General features: G+C 68.4%; 12 protein-coding genes and 1 pseudogene. 6 read left to right on the top strand and 7 right to left on the bottom strand.

Translation table 11 applies throughout. The annotated features are described in order from the left end of the window. Positions 1 to 4: 4 nt before the first annotated feature. Positions 5 to 454, bottom strand: a complete 450-nt coding sequence (locus WS69_RS29395; protein WP_059474154.1) for an acyl-CoA thioesterase — start codon at positions 452 to 454, stop codon at positions 5 to 7. Positions 455 to 564: 110 nt separating this feature from the next. Next, the gene (locus tag WS69_RS29390) at positions 565 to 1,713 is read right to left on the bottom strand and encodes an iron-containing alcohol dehydrogenase (protein ID WP_059474153.1); all 1,149 of its coding nucleotides are present in this window, start codon (positions 1,711 to 1,713) and stop codon (positions 565 to 567) included. Positions 1,714 to 1,926: 213 nt separating this feature from the next. On the opposite strand from WS69_RS29390, the gene WS69_RS29385 reads away from it, so the two are divergent. Then, positions 1,927 to 2,262, top strand: coding sequence for a YbjQ family protein (locus WS69_RS29385; RefSeq protein ID WP_059474152.1), 336 nt, complete (start codon positions 1,927 to 1,929; stop codon positions 2,260 to 2,262). 46 nt (positions 2,263 to 2,308) lie between these two features. On the opposite strand, the gene WS69_RS29380 is transcribed toward WS69_RS29385, so the two are convergent. Next, positions 2,309 to 2,845: an NUDIX domain-containing protein gene (locus WS69_RS29380; protein ID WP_059474151.1), complete on the bottom strand. Its 537-nt coding sequence runs from the start codon at positions 2,843 to 2,845 to the stop codon at positions 2,309 to 2,311. A gap of 346 nt (positions 2,846 to 3,191) precedes the next feature. Here WS69_RS29380 and WS69_RS29375 point away from each other — a divergent pair, with 346 nt between their 5' ends. After that, positions 3,192 to 3,716 (top strand): RNA polymerase sigma factor, encoded by a 525-nt coding sequence (locus tag WS69_RS29375; protein ID WP_059474150.1) that lies wholly within the window; start codon positions 3,192 to 3,194, stop codon positions 3,714 to 3,716. Between the two features lie 9 nt (positions 3,717 to 3,725). Then, positions 3,726 to 4,139 carry a hypothetical protein gene (locus WS69_RS29370; RefSeq protein ID WP_059474149.1) on the top strand — a complete coding sequence of 138 codons (414 nt, stop codon included), beginning with the start codon at positions 3,726 to 3,728 and terminating at the stop codon, positions 4,137 to 4,139. 106 nt (positions 4,140 to 4,245) lie between these two features. On the opposite strand, the gene WS69_RS29365 is transcribed toward WS69_RS29370, so the two are convergent. Continuing rightward, positions 4,246 to 5,784 (bottom strand): trypsin-like peptidase domain-containing protein, encoded by a 1,539-nt coding sequence (locus tag WS69_RS29365; RefSeq protein ID WP_059474148.1) that lies wholly within the window; start codon positions 5,782 to 5,784, stop codon positions 4,246 to 4,248. Positions 5,785 to 6,314: 530 nt separating this feature from the next. Continuing rightward, on the bottom strand, positions 6,315 to 7,766 hold the full coding sequence (locus WS69_RS29355; protein ID WP_059474146.1) for a YbfB/YjiJ family MFS transporter: 1,452 nt from the start codon (positions 7,764 to 7,766) through the stop codon (positions 6,315 to 6,317). Positions 7,767 to 7,917: 151 nt separating this feature from the next. Between WS69_RS29355 and WS69_RS29350 the strand changes: the two genes are divergently transcribed. Beyond that, positions 7,918 to 8,883 carry a LysR substrate-binding domain-containing protein gene (locus WS69_RS29350; RefSeq protein WP_059474145.1) on the top strand — a complete coding sequence of 322 codons (966 nt, stop codon included), beginning with the start codon at positions 7,918 to 7,920 and terminating at the stop codon, positions 8,881 to 8,883. A gap of 337 nt (positions 8,884 to 9,220) precedes the next feature. On the opposite strand, the gene alaS is transcribed toward WS69_RS29350, so the two are convergent. Then, entirely contained in the window at positions 9,221 to 11,860 is a 2,640-nt protein-coding gene (gene alaS / locus WS69_RS29345; protein WP_059474144.1) for an alanine--tRNA ligase, read from the bottom strand. A 709-nt stretch (positions 11,861 to 12,569) separates the two neighbouring features. On the opposite strand from alaS, the gene WS69_RS29340 reads away from it, so the two are divergent. Together WS69_RS29340 and WS69_RS29335 are read left to right on the top strand one after the other, a co-directional pair. Next, complete coding sequence (locus WS69_RS29340; RefSeq protein WP_059474143.1) at positions 12,570 to 13,790, top strand: CaiB/BaiF CoA transferase family protein; 1,221 nt, start codon at positions 12,570 to 12,572, stop codon at positions 13,788 to 13,790. Between the two features lie 448 nt (positions 13,791 to 14,238). After that, a pseudogene (locus WS69_RS29335) lies at positions 14,239 to 14,610 on the top strand (hypothetical protein); the annotation flags it as partial. A gap of 446 nt (positions 14,611 to 15,056) precedes the next feature. On the opposite strand, the gene WS69_RS29330 reads toward WS69_RS29335, so the two are convergent. After that, a complete protein-coding gene (locus WS69_RS29330; protein ID WP_197419331.1) occupies positions 15,057 to 15,296 on the bottom strand; it encodes an ornithine acetyltransferase in 240 nt (79 codons plus the stop codon). Positions 15,297 to 15,389 lie beyond the last annotated feature (93 nt).

The following is a 15,389-nucleotide window of genomic DNA, read 5'->3' as shown; positions in this document are numbered from 1 at the left end:
CGCGTCAGGCCGCCTCCACGGCGAGCGACTCGAGCGCGGCGCGCAGCGGTTCGGGCAGCGGCACCGGACGGCGCGTCGCGCGATCGACGTACACGTGCACGAAATGGCCTTGCGCGGCGGCCGACGTCCCGCCGTCCGCGAAGAGGCCGATCCCGTAGCGCACGCTCGACGCGCCGAGCCGCGCGACCCGCAGCCCCGCTTCGACGCGCTGCGGAAACACGAGCGGCGCGAAGTAGTTGCACTGCGTCTCGACGACGAGGCCGATCGTCTCGCCGTGCTCGACGTCGAGCACGCCGCGGCGGATCAGGTATTCGTTGACGACCGTGTCGAAGTAGCTGTAGTAGACGACGTTGTTGACGTGCCCATAGACATCGTTGTCCATCCAGCGCGTCGTGATCGGCAGGAAGTGGCGATAGGCGCTGCGCGGCAGCGGAACGGGTTTGGCGGCGGACATGTCGGCGCGAGGCGAAAAGGCGGTTGCTGGATGCTTGTTGGATGCTTTCTGGATGTGGGCTGCATGGTCGAATGCCGGCGATGCGTTGCGCGACGAACCGCGCCGCGCCGTCAGAGCGATTCGACGAGCATGCGCCGGTAATCGTCGGCCGACGCGACGCGCGGATTCGTCTTGTGGCAGTGATCGACGAGCGCGCCCTCGATCACGTGATCGAACGCGCTTTCGTCGACGCCCATCTGCCTCAGCCCCGTCGGCAGGCCGAGGCGCGCGGTCATGTCGTGCAGCGCCTGCGGCAGGTCCGCGCCGTCGGGCAGGTTCATCACGCGGCGCATCCGCGCATAGCGGCGCTCGGCGACGACGGTCGGCGCGCGCTCGTTGAAGCGCAGCACGGCGGGCAGCACGACCGCGTTCAGCGTACCGTGATGCAGCGACGTCCTGCCGTTCACCTTCACGCCGCCCAGCGGATGCGACAGCGAATGCACGCAGCCGAGCCCCTTCTGGAACGCCAGCGCGCCTTGCATCGACGCGCTCATCATCGCGAGACGCGCGGCGCGGTCGCCGCCGTCGTGCGTCGCGCGCGCGATGTGCGCCCATGCGCGTTCGAGGCCGTCGAGCGCGATGCCGTCGGCGGGCGGATTGAACGCCGGCGCGAGGAACGTCTCGATGCAGTGCGCGATCGCGTCCATGCCGGTCGCGGCCGTGAGCCCGGGCGGCAGGCCGAGTGTCAGCGACGGATCGCAGATCGCCGCCTTCGGCAACAGATGCCACGAGTGAAAGCCGAGCTTGCGGCCGTCGTTCAGGATCAGGATCGCGCCGCGCGCGACCTCGCTGCCCGTGCCCGACGTCGTCGGCACCGCGACGAGCGGCGCGACGGCCGCGGTGATCCTGTCGCTGCCGCCTTCGATCGTCGCGTATTGCGTGAGCGGCAGCGGATGCGTCGCCGCGATCGCGACGCCCTTCGCGAGATCGATCGCCGAGCCGCCGCCGATCGCGACGAGCCCGTCGCAACCGTCGTCGCGATAGCGCTGCGCGGCGGCGAGCACGGCCGCCTCGGTCGGATTCGACGGCGTGTCGTCGAATACCGGCAGCGCGCCGAACCCGAGCGCGTCGAGCGTGCGATCGACGAGCCCCGCCGCCGCGACGCCCTTGTCGGTCACGACGAGCGGGCGCGTGATGCCGCTCCGTGCGCATTCGGCCGAGAGCATCGCGAGCGCGTCGTCGCCGAGATGGATGTGCGTCAGGTAATAGATGTAGGCCACGGGAAGTCTCCTCCGATCGTGCTCGTTCGAATCGTCAGGCGGCGCGCGAACGCGGGGCCGACACGCCGCCCGACGCTGGACAAGCGGCCGCCGTCCGGGCGAACATGCGACGCCGGGCGCGGCGCAGCGGGCGTGCCGCACAGAAAAGCACAGATTGCGGCAAATTCCAAGCGGCGCGGCGCACGGGTATTTTCACATTGACGAGGAAACATCATGGCAGATCCGCAGCTCATCACGACCGCGTTCGACATTCCGGGCTACCGGATCGAACGCTCGCTCGGCGTCGCGCGCGGCGTCGTCGTGCGTTCGCGGTCGATCGTCGGCACGTTCGGCGCATCGATTCAAACGCTGTTCGGCGGCAACATCTCGCTCTACACGTCGCTGTGCGAGCGGGCGCGGCAGGATGCTTACGAGCGGATGGTCGAACAGGCGAGGCAGATGGGCGGCAATGCGATCATCGGCATGCGCTACGACGCGACCGAGATCGCATCGGGCGTGACCGAAGTGCTGTGCTACGGCACCGCGGTGCAGGCGGCGCGCGCCGGCTAACGCCGCCGCCGGCGGGCCGCGCCCGCGCGGCCCGCTGCTTCGTTCCCTACTGACCGGGGAAGTCGACGAATTCGAAGTCGAGGCTGCGCGCGCGCATCCAGTCGGCGAGCGCCTGGCCCGTGCCGGCGCGCCACGGGCGCAGCTTCGGCGGTTCGACGAGCCGGTATTCGAGCAGTTCCGGCGAGAGGCGAATGGTCCCGTTCGCGCGGACGTGATACGCGATGATCAATTCGTTCTTGCGGATGAATTCGTAGACGCCGACGAGCTTCACCGATTCGGCGTCGAGCGCCGTCTCCTCGCGCACTTCGCGGGCGATCCCCGCCTCGGGCGTTTCGCCATGCTCGAGAAAGCCGGTGATGAGCGCGAACACGCCTTCGGGCCACGCGGCGTTGCGCGCGAGGAGGATCTTGCCTTCGTACTCGACGATCGCGGCGACGACGGGGATCGGGTTGTTCCAATGGACATAGCCGCAGGTTGCGTCGGGACACGCGCGGCGCACGCGGCCGCCCTCCTCGGCGGAATCGGCGCGCTCGGCGAGCGCGCGCGCGCAGCGTGGACAGAATTGGTAGTCTGCGATGGTCATCGTCGGGGAGAGATGCGGGAACTGGCTCGATTCTTGGAGCGACCGAGCCTGGCAAGCCGCTCGGGTCTGGAAGGTTTCATTCTAGCGAATTTGGCCGAGAGGGACGTGGCCGGCGGGGTTCTCACCGTTCGCGTCGGCGCTACCATTCAAAATACTTTCGCCTGATTACCAAAGGCCGTCGGGCGCTATTTCGACGGGGCAGCGTGCATTTCGGCATCTTCCCAAGCAACCACGCGAAGCGCCCGATTCGGTTTCGAAAAAAACGCCGGCGCCGCGAATCCAAATGGCCGGCCGGGTGCTCTTCTCTTTTGAGAATCGATAATCTTGTCGCTCCGATGATCCCCAGATGAAAACGCCGATATCCGATCGCCCTACCCTCATGGAAGCCGCCAGATCCGGCGACGCCAGCGCATTGGCGCAGCTGCTGGCCGTCTGCCGAACGGACGTCAAACGCTACGCCAGGGCCCATTGCCGCTTCAGTGACCTGGAGGACGCGGTCCAGGCGGCGCTGCTCGCATTCGTCCAGCACCTTCGCCTGATCAGATCCCCGGATGCCCTGCCCGCGTGGCTGTCGACGACGGTCAAGCGGGAATGCCATCGACTGCATCATGCGCAGTCCCGGTTCGTCGGCGAATCGGACGGCGGCCTCGAGGAACGCGGCACCGACGTCGACAGCGCCGCCATGCGAGTGGATCTGCTCGGGGCATTCGAATCGCTCCCGCCGCATTACCTCGAAATCATTCTCCTGCGCGATTTCGAGGAGAAGAGCATCAAGGAAATAGCCGACGATCTAGGAGAACGCCCTTCTTCGATCAAGAGTCGTTTGCATCGGGCGCGAGCCTTGATGCGCGAATATCTTTCCACCCACTAGGAGCGATTCATGCGAAAACTCGTTTTTGTCTACAACGGCGACAGCGGCTTCATCAACAGCGTCATGCATCTGATGCATAAAACGTTTTCGCCCGGCACCTATGAATGCCGCTTGTGCGCGCTGATCTACGACGGGATGAAACTGAACGAAGACTGGAAGGATTTCGCGGAACGACTCGGCATGGCAGTCGAATACCATCATCGCGATACGTTCTTCAAGACCTATGCGCAAGCTTTCTCGGCCTACCCGCTCGCGCTTCTGTTGGAGAACGGCCGATTCGAGGTGCTGCTGGCGGCCGCCGACTTCGCCGACATCGGGGATTTGCACGATTTGATGAGCCGCATCGTGGCAGCCGTCTCCCGGGCCGACGGTCAGGACGCGCCAATGCGCGAAGCGCCCGCGACGCAAGCTCATCCGGCGTAACGACGAAAATCGCGAGCCATGGGGCCGTTGCACGGCACCGGGGCCTGGAAACGCTTCGCCGCGCCTCCGCGGGTCCCCGCACCTCGAGCCGTCCGCGCACGGCGGCTCATCTCAGCTTGACCGACACGAACTTGCGCTCTCCGCCCCGCTGAATCAGCACCGCCACCACCTTCCCGGCCTTCGCCTCCAACGCCGGCACCATGTCCGGCGTCTCGATCAGCGTGTCGTTGAACTCCAGCACGACATCGCCCGGCTGGATGCCTGCGTTCGCCGCCGGCCCGCGCACCGCGTCGACCACCATGCCGACCGGCAGCCCGGTCGAACGACGCTCGTCGTCCGTCAGCGGATGCATCGTCAGACCCAGGCGGTCCGCGCCGCCGACTCCGCTCCGACCGACGCTCGCACTCCCCGACGACATCCCGGCCGACGTTCCTGCGGCTGCGGCCGCGCCCGGCCCGAGCATCAGCGTCATCGGCGCCCGGTTGCGAAGCAGCGTGAGCGCCGTGTTCGTCCCGGGCGGCAGCGCAGCTACATCGCTGGCGAGCTCGGCCGAGCGGCCGATCGGCTTGTCGCCGATCCGCACGATCACGTCGCCCGGCTTCAGGCCGATCGCGGCGGCGGGCGATCCCGGCTCGACCGCGTTGACGAGCGCGCCCGCCGACCGCGGCAAACCGAACGCGGCCGCAAGCCCCGGTCCGACGTCCTGCACGTCGACGCCCAGCCCGCCCGGCGGCGCCGTGCGCTGCACCTGCTGCGCCTGTTGCTGCGCTTGCTGCCGCGTTTGCTGTTGCGCCTCCAGCACCTGCGTGCGCACCTTCGCCGCCAGATTGATCGGGATTGCAAAAGTCACGCTCGGATAACGGTCGCCGCCCGCATAGATCTGCACGTCGATGCCGATCACCTCGCCCGCGCGGTTGAATACCGGGCCGCCCGAGTTGTCGAGATTGCCGGTCACGTCGGTCTGGAAGAACGGGAAGCTGCCGCCGTCCGGCAGCGTGCGCGACATCGCGCTGACGATGCCCGTCGTCACCGTGTTCGCCGAGCCGTCGGGCGTGCCGATCGTCAGCACCGGCTCGCCGACGCGCACCCGCGACGAGTCGCCGAGCCTCACCGTCGGCAGCCTCGTCGCATCGACCTGAAGGACGGCGACGTCGCTCTGATCGTCGACCGCCAACACCCGCGCCTTGAACTCGCGTCGATCGATCAGCCGGACCGTCACCTCGGAAGCCTGGCCGACCACGTAGGCGGTCGTCAGGATGAGACCGTCGGCGCTGACGATGAAACCGGATCCGGCGCCCGCCATCGCGCGCGGCGGGTTGTCCTGCGACGTCGGCGGCTGCGGCACGCCCAGCTTGAAGTACGCGGAGAACGGATCGTCGGGATCAAGGGCCTCGAGACCGGATGCCGACATTTGCGGCTCCGGCGCGGCCACGCTGACGTTCACGACGGCGGGCCCGTATCGCTCGACGAGCGTGGGGAAATCGACCGGCCCTACCGGACCGGTCTGTGCGATTCGCTTCGCCTTCACAGGCTGCGGCAGGGTGCCTGCTGCGGTCGCCGTCGGCTGCAGGCAAGCATAGCCAGCAAGCACCACCCCGATCGCTGCAGCGTGAACCAAGGTGCGGCCAAGCGTTTGACGATACACAGTGCACCTCCAAGGCAATCGTTACGCCAGGGGCCCGTTGCGCGGCGCGCAAAGGACTAGCAAGCACTGATAGATCGATTATTGCATAGCAGCCGACGGCCGTGAGTCCGTGCTTCCATAAAATCTGCAACGGGCCGCTACTCGCGGCGAACGCTCGTCAGACGCTCGCCGAGCATGCGTGGATGCTCGGCGAGCGCCGTGCGAACATTCGAAAGGAGCCGCGAGTCTGTGCACGCCGGATGACGTGAATCGCGGCGGCGATTCGGCTCGGTCGGCGCTCGCCCGATCGATGCGGAACGCGCGCCGAACGGCAACGTGGATTCGCCGTGAATTGGATCCGAACAAGAAAGGGGGAAAGCGGCGGCGAGAGTCGGCGACCTCGCACCCGATGCGAAAAAGAAAATCGACAGCAGCGCGAACGAAGCATCGTCGCGCCGGGCGCGGAGCACGACGCGTGCCGGCGGCATCGGTTCGACATACACGCTCGAAACGCACGCAACCGCTTCGCCCGGCGGCTACCGGTCGAGCGCTCAAGCAACGCCGCTGCCGTGTTTCGCCGCACGTGTGGCGTGCAACGCGACGGCCGCAAACCCCGCCGCCCCGACGGCCAACACGGCCGACGCGAGCCACAGCGCCGGCGAAAACGAGCCGGCATGCGCGGCGAGCGGCGCGGCCGCCAGCGGCCCGACGATCTGGCCGACGCCGTACGACGCGGTCGCATAGCCCATCAGGCCCGCCGCGCGTTCGCCGCGCAGGCGGCGCGCTTCGCGCATCGCGAACAGCGTGATCGCGGTGAACGGCAAGCCGACGAGCGCGCTGCCGAGCGCAAATCCGGGCGCCGTCGGCCAGACGATGCCGAGCGCGACACCGATCGCCTGCACCGCGCAGCAGACCGCGAGCAACAGCCGGTTGTCCCAGCGGCTCGGCAGCCTCGCGCCGAGCAGCGCGCCGACGATCAGCGCCGCACCGAACATCGGCCAGAACAGATCGGGCCACGGCGAGCGCGCGGGCAGCGCGGCGCGGGCGATCACGGGCAGGAACGTCGCCGTGACGATGTAGCCGAAGCCGGGCAGCCCGTAAAGGAGCACGAGCCAGAACGCGTCGCGTCGGGCGTCGGCCGGCGATGCGTTCGGCGCGCTCCCGGTCGATGCCGCAACCGCCTCACGCGGGCGGGCGACGTTCGCGGACGTGAAATTTTTCGCGGATATGGCTGTCGCTGCGTTGGTCGCGTTGGCCGCGTTGGCCGCTCCGGCCAACCCGATCGCACGCCTCGCCTCGGCGCGGCCGCTCGCATCTGCCGCGCCGGCTGCGTCGCCGCCATTCTCCGCGCCGTTGCGAGAACGCTCGCCGCCCGCGTCGCGCACCGGCTCGCGCGCCGTCGTCCCGAACGCGCGCCACACCACCGCCGACAGCACCGCCGACGCCGCCGCGAACCCGATCCATCCGAGCGCCGCGCGCTGCCCCGCCAACACGGAGCCGATCAGCCCGGTCACGACGATCCCGACCCCCGGCCCGGTGAAGATCACGCCGCCCCACGCAAGCGCGCCTCGCTCGGCGACACGCCGCAGCCCCCACTGCGACGCGAACACGAACGTCCATGCGCTGACCGCGCCGCCGACGAAGCGCACGAGCGCCCATACCCAGAACGGGCTCGCGATGCCCATCGCGAGCGTCAGCGCGACCGTCGCCACGAGCCCGTAGCGCACCATCCGCACAGGATCGACAGCGATGCGCGCGCAGGTCATTGCACCGACGAAGTAGCCAGCGTAGTTCGCGGACGCGAGCCAGCCGCCATGCCGGATGTCGAGCTCGCCGCCCGCGAGCATCAGCGGCAGCAGCGGCGTGAATGCGAAGCGCCCGACACCGAGCGCGACAGCGAGCGCCGCCGCGCACGCGAGCGCCGCATCGCGCGCCGCGCGCTCGCCGGACGACACATAAGGCGGCGCGCCGGCTTCGCCACGGGAAGAAGAAAGTGAGCTCATCGGATTCAGGGGCGATCGAATTCAGGGGCGAAGCGGCCCACTCGAAGGGTCGGAAGCGTCGCGGCAAGGCCAAAGTCGACTCGATGCTAGCTTGACCAATCGTTCTCGAAAAATGAATAATTCAGATTCAATCCATCCCATGGAGAGAATCATGGATCTGGCGGCGCTGGCGATCTTTCGCGCGGTCGTGCGCGAGAACGGTGTGACGCGTGCGGCCGCGAAGCTCAATCGCGTGCAATCGAACGTCACGACCCGCATCAAGCAACTGGAGGAACAGCTCGGCGCGCCGCTTTTCGTGCGCGACGGCCGCCGGCTCGTGCTGACGCCCGCCGGCGAGACGCTGTTGCCGTACGCGGAGCGCCTGCTCGCGCTCGCCGACGAGGCGCGCCATGCGGTCCGCGAGAACCGGCCGCGCGGCCGATTGCGGCTCGGCGCGATGGAGAGCACTGCGGCGAGCCGGCTGCCCGCGCTTCTCGCCCGCTATCACCAGGCGTGGCCCGAAGTCACGCTCGAGCTCGTCACCGGCACGACCGGCAAACTGATCCACCAGGTGCGCGAATTCGAGCTCGATGCCGCGCTGGTCGCGACGCCGGCCGGCTCCGAGGCGCTCGGCGAGCCGTTCGAGACCGCGCCCGCATTCACCGAAGAACTCGTGCTGCTGACGCCGCGCGGCCATCCGCGTGTGCGCACGCCGCGCGATGTGCTACTGCCGACGCTCGTCGCGTTCGAGCGCGGCTGCGCGTATCGCGGCTGCGTCGAGCGCTGGTACGCCGCATACGGACTGAAGCCCGGGCGCGTGCTCGAACTCGGCTCGTATCACGCGATCGTCGCGTGCGTCGCGGCGGGCGCGGGCGTCGCGGTCGCGCCGCGCTCGGTGCTCACGGTCCAGCGCGAGCCGGACAGCCTCGGCGTGCACGCGCTCGCGGACTTCACGCCGATCGACACGATGCTGGTCTGGCGCCAGGGACATTTGTCGGCGGCGCTCGCTGCACTGCGCGATGCGTTGCGAGACGCCGCCGCCGCGGCGAGCCCGACCGACGTCGCGACAGACGAAGCCGCGAAAGCCTCGCGCCGGCGCACGCGCCGCGGCACGGCGGACGAGACGCTGCCGGCCTGACGAGGTCGACGCGCGGACGCGGCGTGGACGTGGCGTGACGGGCGTGCCATGGCAAGACATGACGATGCAAAACACTGCCGCGAACATCGTCGCCCCAAAAGAAAACGGTCCAACCGGCGCAAGCCGATTGGACCGTCTCGGTCATTCGATCATCTGGTCTTTGCCGTGGTGATCACGGACGGTACAGGCGACCACCGCAAGCGAGCCGAACATACCGGCCTTCGGCCGCCCGGCCGCCGCCGCCCACGACACCGTGCGCCGGCCGCGTCACGCGCCTCCGCTGCGAAGGCGGCGCGCCGAGCCTCGACGCGCCACCCGGCCGCGCGTTACGGCCGCGTTACAGCCGCGCTTCGACCCAGCCCTTCACGCCCGCCAGCGCCGCCGGCAGATTCGCCGGCTCGGTGCCGCCCGCCTGCGCCATGTCCGGCCGGCCGCCGCCCTTGCCGCCCACCTGCTGCGCGACGAAGTTGACGAGCTCGCCCGCCTTCACCTTCTTGCTCGCGTCGGCGGTCACGCCGGCGATCAGGCTCACCTTGCCGCCGTCGACCGCCGCGAGCACGATCGCCGCACTCTTCAGCTTGTCCTTCAGCTTGTCGACGGTCTCGCGCAGCGTCTTCGCGTCCGCGCCGTCGAGCGTCGCGGCAAGCACGTGCACGCCGCCCACTTCGACCGCCTGCAGCGCGAGCTCGTCGCCCTGGCTCGACGCGAGCTTCGATTTCAACGCGGCGAGCTCCTTCTCGAGCGACTTCACCTGGTCCTGCACCTGGCCGATCCGCTGGATCAACTCGGACGGCTGCGCCTTCAGCGCGGCCGCCGCGGCGTTCACGCACGCATCGAGCGCCTGCACGTAGCGCACCGCGTTGTCGCCCGTGATCGCCTCGACGCGGCGGATGCCCGCCGCGACGCCGCCTTCCGCGACGATCTTGAAGAAGCCGATGTCACCCGTGCGATGCACGTGCGTGCCGCCGCACAGCTCGCGCGAAAAGCCGAGATCGAGCACGCGCACTTCGTCGCCGTACTTCTCGCCGAAGAGCGCCATCGCACCGCCCTTCACCGCGTCGTCGTACGGCATCACGCGCACGACGCCGGGCGCGTTCGCGAGCACCTGCTCGTTGACGATGGCTTCGACGCGGCGGATTTCGTCGTCCGTCAGCGGCGCGTTGTGCGCGAAGTCGAAGCGGGTCTTGTCCGCGTCGACGAGCGAACCCTTTTGCTGCACGTGCGAGCCGAGCACGTCGCGCAGCGCCTTGTGCATCAGGTGCGTCGCCGAGTGGTTGCGAGCGGTGCGCGCGCGGCGCTCGGCATCGATTTCCGCGCGGACTACGTCGCCGACCTTGAGCGCGCCCTGCTCGAGTTCGCCGTGGTGGCCGATCACGTCGGCCTGGACCTTCAGCGTGTCGGCGACCGCAAAGCGCGTGACCGCGTTCGCGAGCACGCCCTGGTCGCCGACCTGGCCGCCCGATTCCGCATAGAACGGCGTGTGGTCGAGCACGACGACCGCGCTCTGGCCCGCCTTCGCTTCGTTGACCGACGAACCGTCGACGTACAGCGCGACGACCTTCGCGTCGTCGAATGCGATTGCCTCGTAGCCGTGGAACGTCGTCTTCGCGCCCGTGTAATCGAGGCCCTGCGTCGCCCTGAACTTGCCGGCCGCGCGCGCCTGCTCGCGCTGGCGCGCCATCGCGTCGTCGAACGCCGGCTCGTCGACCGTCACGCCGCGCTCGCGGCACACGTCGGCCGTCAGGTCGAGCGGGAAGCCGTAGGTATCGTGCAGCTTGAACGCGAGCTCGCCGTCGAGCGTCTTGCCGCCGGTTTTGTCACCTGCCGCGGCGTCGAGGTCGCCGAGCGCGGCCTCGAGGATCGACATCCCGTGCTCGATCGTCTCGAAGAAGCGCTCTTCTTCCTGGCGCAGCACGTCGGTCACGCGCTGCTCGGCCTCCTTCAGCTCCGGATACGCTTCGCCCATTTCCGCGACGAGATCGGCCACCAGCTTGTGGAAAAACGATTCCTTGCGGCCGAGCTTGTAGCCGTGGCGGATCGCGCGGCGCACGATCCGGCGCAGCACGTAGCCGCGGCCTTCGTTGCCGGGGATCACGCCGTCGACGATCAGGAACGAGCACGCGCGGATGTGATCGGCGATCACCTTCAGCGAGTTGTTCGTCAGGTCGCTGATGCCGGTCTCGCGCGCGGCGGCCTTGATGAGATTCTGGAACAGATCGATCTCGTAGTTGCTGTGCACGTGCTGCAGCACGGCCGCGATCCGCTCGAGGCCCATGCCGGTGTCGACGCAAGGCTTCGGCAGACGCGTCATGTTGCCTTGCGCATCGCGATTGAACTGCATGAACACGAGGTTCCAGATCTCGATGTAGCGGTCGCCGTCTTCTTCGGGCGATCCCGGCGGGCCGCCCCAGACGTCCGGGCCGTGGTCGTAGAAGATTTCCGAGCACGGGCCGCACGGCCCCGTGTCGCCCATCTGCCAGAAGTTGTCCGACGCGTAGCGCGCGCCCTTGTTGTCGCCGATACGGATGATCCGCTCGGCCGGCACGCCGACTTCCTTCGCCCAGATGTCGTACGCCTCGTCGTCGTCGTGATAGACGGTCACCCAGAGCTTGTCGGCGGGCAGCCGGTAGACGGCCGTCAGCAGCTCCCATGCATAGTGGATCGCGTCGTGCTTGAAGTAGTCGCCGAACGAGAAGTTGCCGAGCATCTCGAAGAACGTGTGGTGGCGCGCGGTGTAGCCGACGTTCTCGAGGTCGTTGTGCTTGCCGCCCGCGCGCACGCTGCGCTGCGACGTGGTCGCGCGGGAGTATGGGCGCGTCTCGGCGCCGAGGAACACGTCCTTGAACTGCACCATCCCCGAATTGGTGAAGAGCAGCGTGGGGTCGTTTCCGGGCACGAGGCTCGACGAGCGGACGATCGTGTGGCCCTTCGATTCGAAGAACTTGAGGAATTTCTCGCGGATTTCGGCGGCTTTCATAGCGTGCGGGGACGGTCAGGCCAAAACTGGGGGTTGAGCGCCGGCCGTTCCGGCGGGCGGGCGGCGGCGCGTTTCTGAAACGATCGATTATACGGGATAGATCCCGGCTCGCGGCCGGCGAGCGCTCCGGGCGGACGCGGCGCGGTTTTGGGGGAGCGTTCGGGAGTGCATTCGGGGGATCGTTCGGTGGAAGCGTCCGATGAATACGCGGGGAACGTCGGGGCGACAGGCTTGACCATGACGCGGCGAACACGTGAGGATTGCGGCGAACGGCCGCTCGCGATGCGCCCATGCGCCAGCCGATTCACGCAGGAACGCGCCAAAGACACGCGGAGACTACGCCCGAGCCGTTCCGGCACTACGCCGGCACTACGCCGGAGCTTCGTTGGAGCTTCGCTGGAGCTTCGTTGATGCTTCGTTGATGCTTCGTTGATGCTTCGCCGGAGTCTCGTAAGTGGCACGATGAAGCCTCGCCGGAACCGCACTCGCCCCGCCGCCGAATCGACCGCAATCGCCGCATTCAGGCGCGACCGGGCCGCCCGCGCTGCCCCGCTATCGCGACAGCCGCGCACGAATCGCTTTAAGATGCGGCGGGAGACGACCGACCGGCCGCGCACCCGCGCGGCCGCGCCACGACCGGCGCGACCGGCGCGACGCCGCCCGGCGCACGCCGGCCAACAGAGCAGCCAACAGAGGAGACTGATCGAAGATGGGAGCCCTCAGCCATATCCGCGTCCTGGACCTGAGCCGCGTGCTCGCGGGTCCGTGGTGCGCTCAGACACTCGCCGATCTCGGCGCCGACGTGATCAAGGTCGAGCGCCCGGACGTCGGCGACGACACCCGGCACTGGGGCCCGCCGTACCTGAAGACGCCGGACGGCGCCGACACCCGCGAAGCCGCGTACTACCTCGCCGCGAACCGCAACAAGCGCTCGGTGACGATCGACATCGCGACGCCCGAAGGCCAGCGGATCGTCCGCGAGCTCACCGCGCGGTGCGACGTCGTGCTCGAGAACTACAAGGTCGGCCAGCTCGCGAAGTACGGGCTCGACTTTGCGTCGCTGAAAGCCGTGAAGCCCGACCTCGTCTACTGCTCGGTGACGGGCTTCGGCCAGACGGGCCCGTACGCGCACCGCGCGGGCTACGATTTCATCATCCAGGGGATGGGCGGCTTCATGAGCATCACGGGCGAGCGCGACGGCCTGCCGGGCGGCGGGCCGCAGAAGGCCGGCGTCGCGATCGCCGATCTCGCGACGGGCCTCTACTCGACGATCGCGATCCTCGCCGCGCTCGCGCACCGCGACCGCACGGGCGAAGGCCAGCACATCGACATGGCGCTCCTCGACGTGCAGGTCGCGCTCCTCGCGAACATGAACACGAATTTCCTCGCGAGCGGCAAGCCGCCCATGCGCTGGGGCAACGCGCATCCGAACATCGTGCCGTACCAGACGTTCGAGACGAGCGACGGGTGGATCATCGTCGCGGTCGGCAACGACGGGCAGTTCAGCAAGTTCGTCGAGGCGGGCGGACGCGCGGAGCTCGCCGACGACGAGCGCTTCGCGACGAACCCGGCGCGCGTGCGCCACCGCGATACGCTCGTGCCGATCATCGCGGAGATGACGAAAACGCGCACGAAACGCGAATGGCTCGACGCGCTCGAGGCGGTCGGCGTGCCGTGCGGGCCGATCAACGATCTCGCCGAAGTGTTCGACGACGAGCAGGTGCGCGCGCGCGGCATGCAGGTCGAGCTGCCGCATCCGAGCGGCGCGAACGTGAAGCTCGTGCGCAACCCGATCCGGATGAGCGAGACGCCGCCCGACGCGCGCACTGCGCCGCCTCTCCTCGGCGAGCACACGGACGCGGTGCTGCGCGACATGCTCGGCTATGGCGACACGGCGATCGCGGCGCTCCGGGACAAGCGCGTCGTGTGAGCGCGGCCGGCGGGCGCGCGGCGTCGGATCGCGTGTCCGCGTTCTTTCTCGCGGGCGGCCCGTGCGGGCCGCTTCGCTTTTTTGGCTCCTCACGAATTCGAGCTTCCGAACCGGTGAACTTTCGAGGCTTTGAGACTCCGCGCTTCGGAACTTCGGAACTTCGGAACTTCGGAACTTCGGAACTTCGGAACTTCGGAACTTCGGAACTTCGGAACTTCGTGGCTTCGCAACATCAATCATTCGCCCCTCGCGCGCAGCACGCCGCGCGAACACGCGGCGACATCGCCCCGTCGTAACCGAACGGTACAAAGCGGGCTATCCCGCTTTCTCCGCCAATGTTCCGCATGTCATTGCGCCGCAAGTTCCTGCCCACCACGTCCACCGCCGCCACGCTGCCGCTCGTCAGCGCGGTCCTAAGCGCGTGCAACGACAGCATCGCCGAACCCGCGACGCGCGCTTTCTCGCGTCGATGTACCAGATGACCGACATCCATTCGCTCGAGCCCGTCATCGCCGCGGACGGCTCGATCACGTACTTGAGCACCGACGGCGTCGCAGCCGCGATCATCGCACCGGAAGGCGGCGGCGCAGCGATGGGCAACGTCGTGGTCGTCGGCCATCGCGATCATGCGAAGCGCTGCATCCAGACGTCACGGGCGCGCGGGATGAAGGCAGCCGCGGTCGCGGAGGTCGCGCTGCCGACGCTGTACGACCCGCAGTCCGGCCAGGCATGGACGCGCCGCCGCGACCTGTACTTCGTTCACGACATGTACGCGCAGCTCGCGACGCTGCGCGCGAACCTGAGCGCGGCTGCCTATCCGCGGCTGCCTATCCGAACGGCTGATTCGGCAGCGATCGCTCGTGGGCTCGAAAGCGGGAAAGCACGAAAGCGGCACGAATGGCCGATGCACGGCATCGATCGTAAACCGCGGGCACGAAGCGGCAACACCACGCCCGCGGACGCCCCGAACGAAGGGCCCCAAAGAGCGATCGACGAAGACGCCCACCGCGAGCCCTCCCGAGCCGGAAGGCTCGACAAAAGCCGTTCCCAAAACAAAACGGGCGCGTCGGTGGCGCGCCCTTCGGCTAGACCGTTGCGGCGAGCCTGCGTCAATATTCCTGCGATCGAAACGACGGGAACGACGGCAACCACGAAAACGCCGAAACCGACTCGCCGAACCGGCATCCCGCGCCGCTCCCGGCGGCCGCCTGCGACACCAGCCCCACCGGCACGGCCGAAACGCCGGGCGTTCGGCCGCCCCGCCGCTTAGCGCACGCCGGCGCCGACGAGGCCGCCCGCCGCCGCGCCCGCGACCGTACCGATCGGGCCGCCCGTGATCAGGTAGCCGAGCGCGCCGCCCGCCGCCGCACCGATGCCGGCGTTGCGCTGCGTGTGAGTCATCGCGCACGCGCTGAGGCTGGCGAGCACCACGGCGATGACGGTGATGCGAACGAGAAAGCGGGTCTTCTTCATCATGATGCTGTCTTCGAAAGCGTTGCCGCGCATGGCACGGCGCGGCGGCATGGAACCTGGGTGAGCGCATCTTATGAAAGCCGAATCCGGCCGGCAAAGCGATTTACCTCCTGTTACAGCGGCAAC

Source organism: Burkholderia sp. BDU5, from assembly GCF_001522845.1.
Lineage (GTDB): Bacteria > Pseudomonadota > Gammaproteobacteria > Burkholderiales > Burkholderiaceae > Burkholderia > Burkholderia mayonis.
This window is presented reverse-complemented; position numbering and strand designations above follow the sequence as displayed.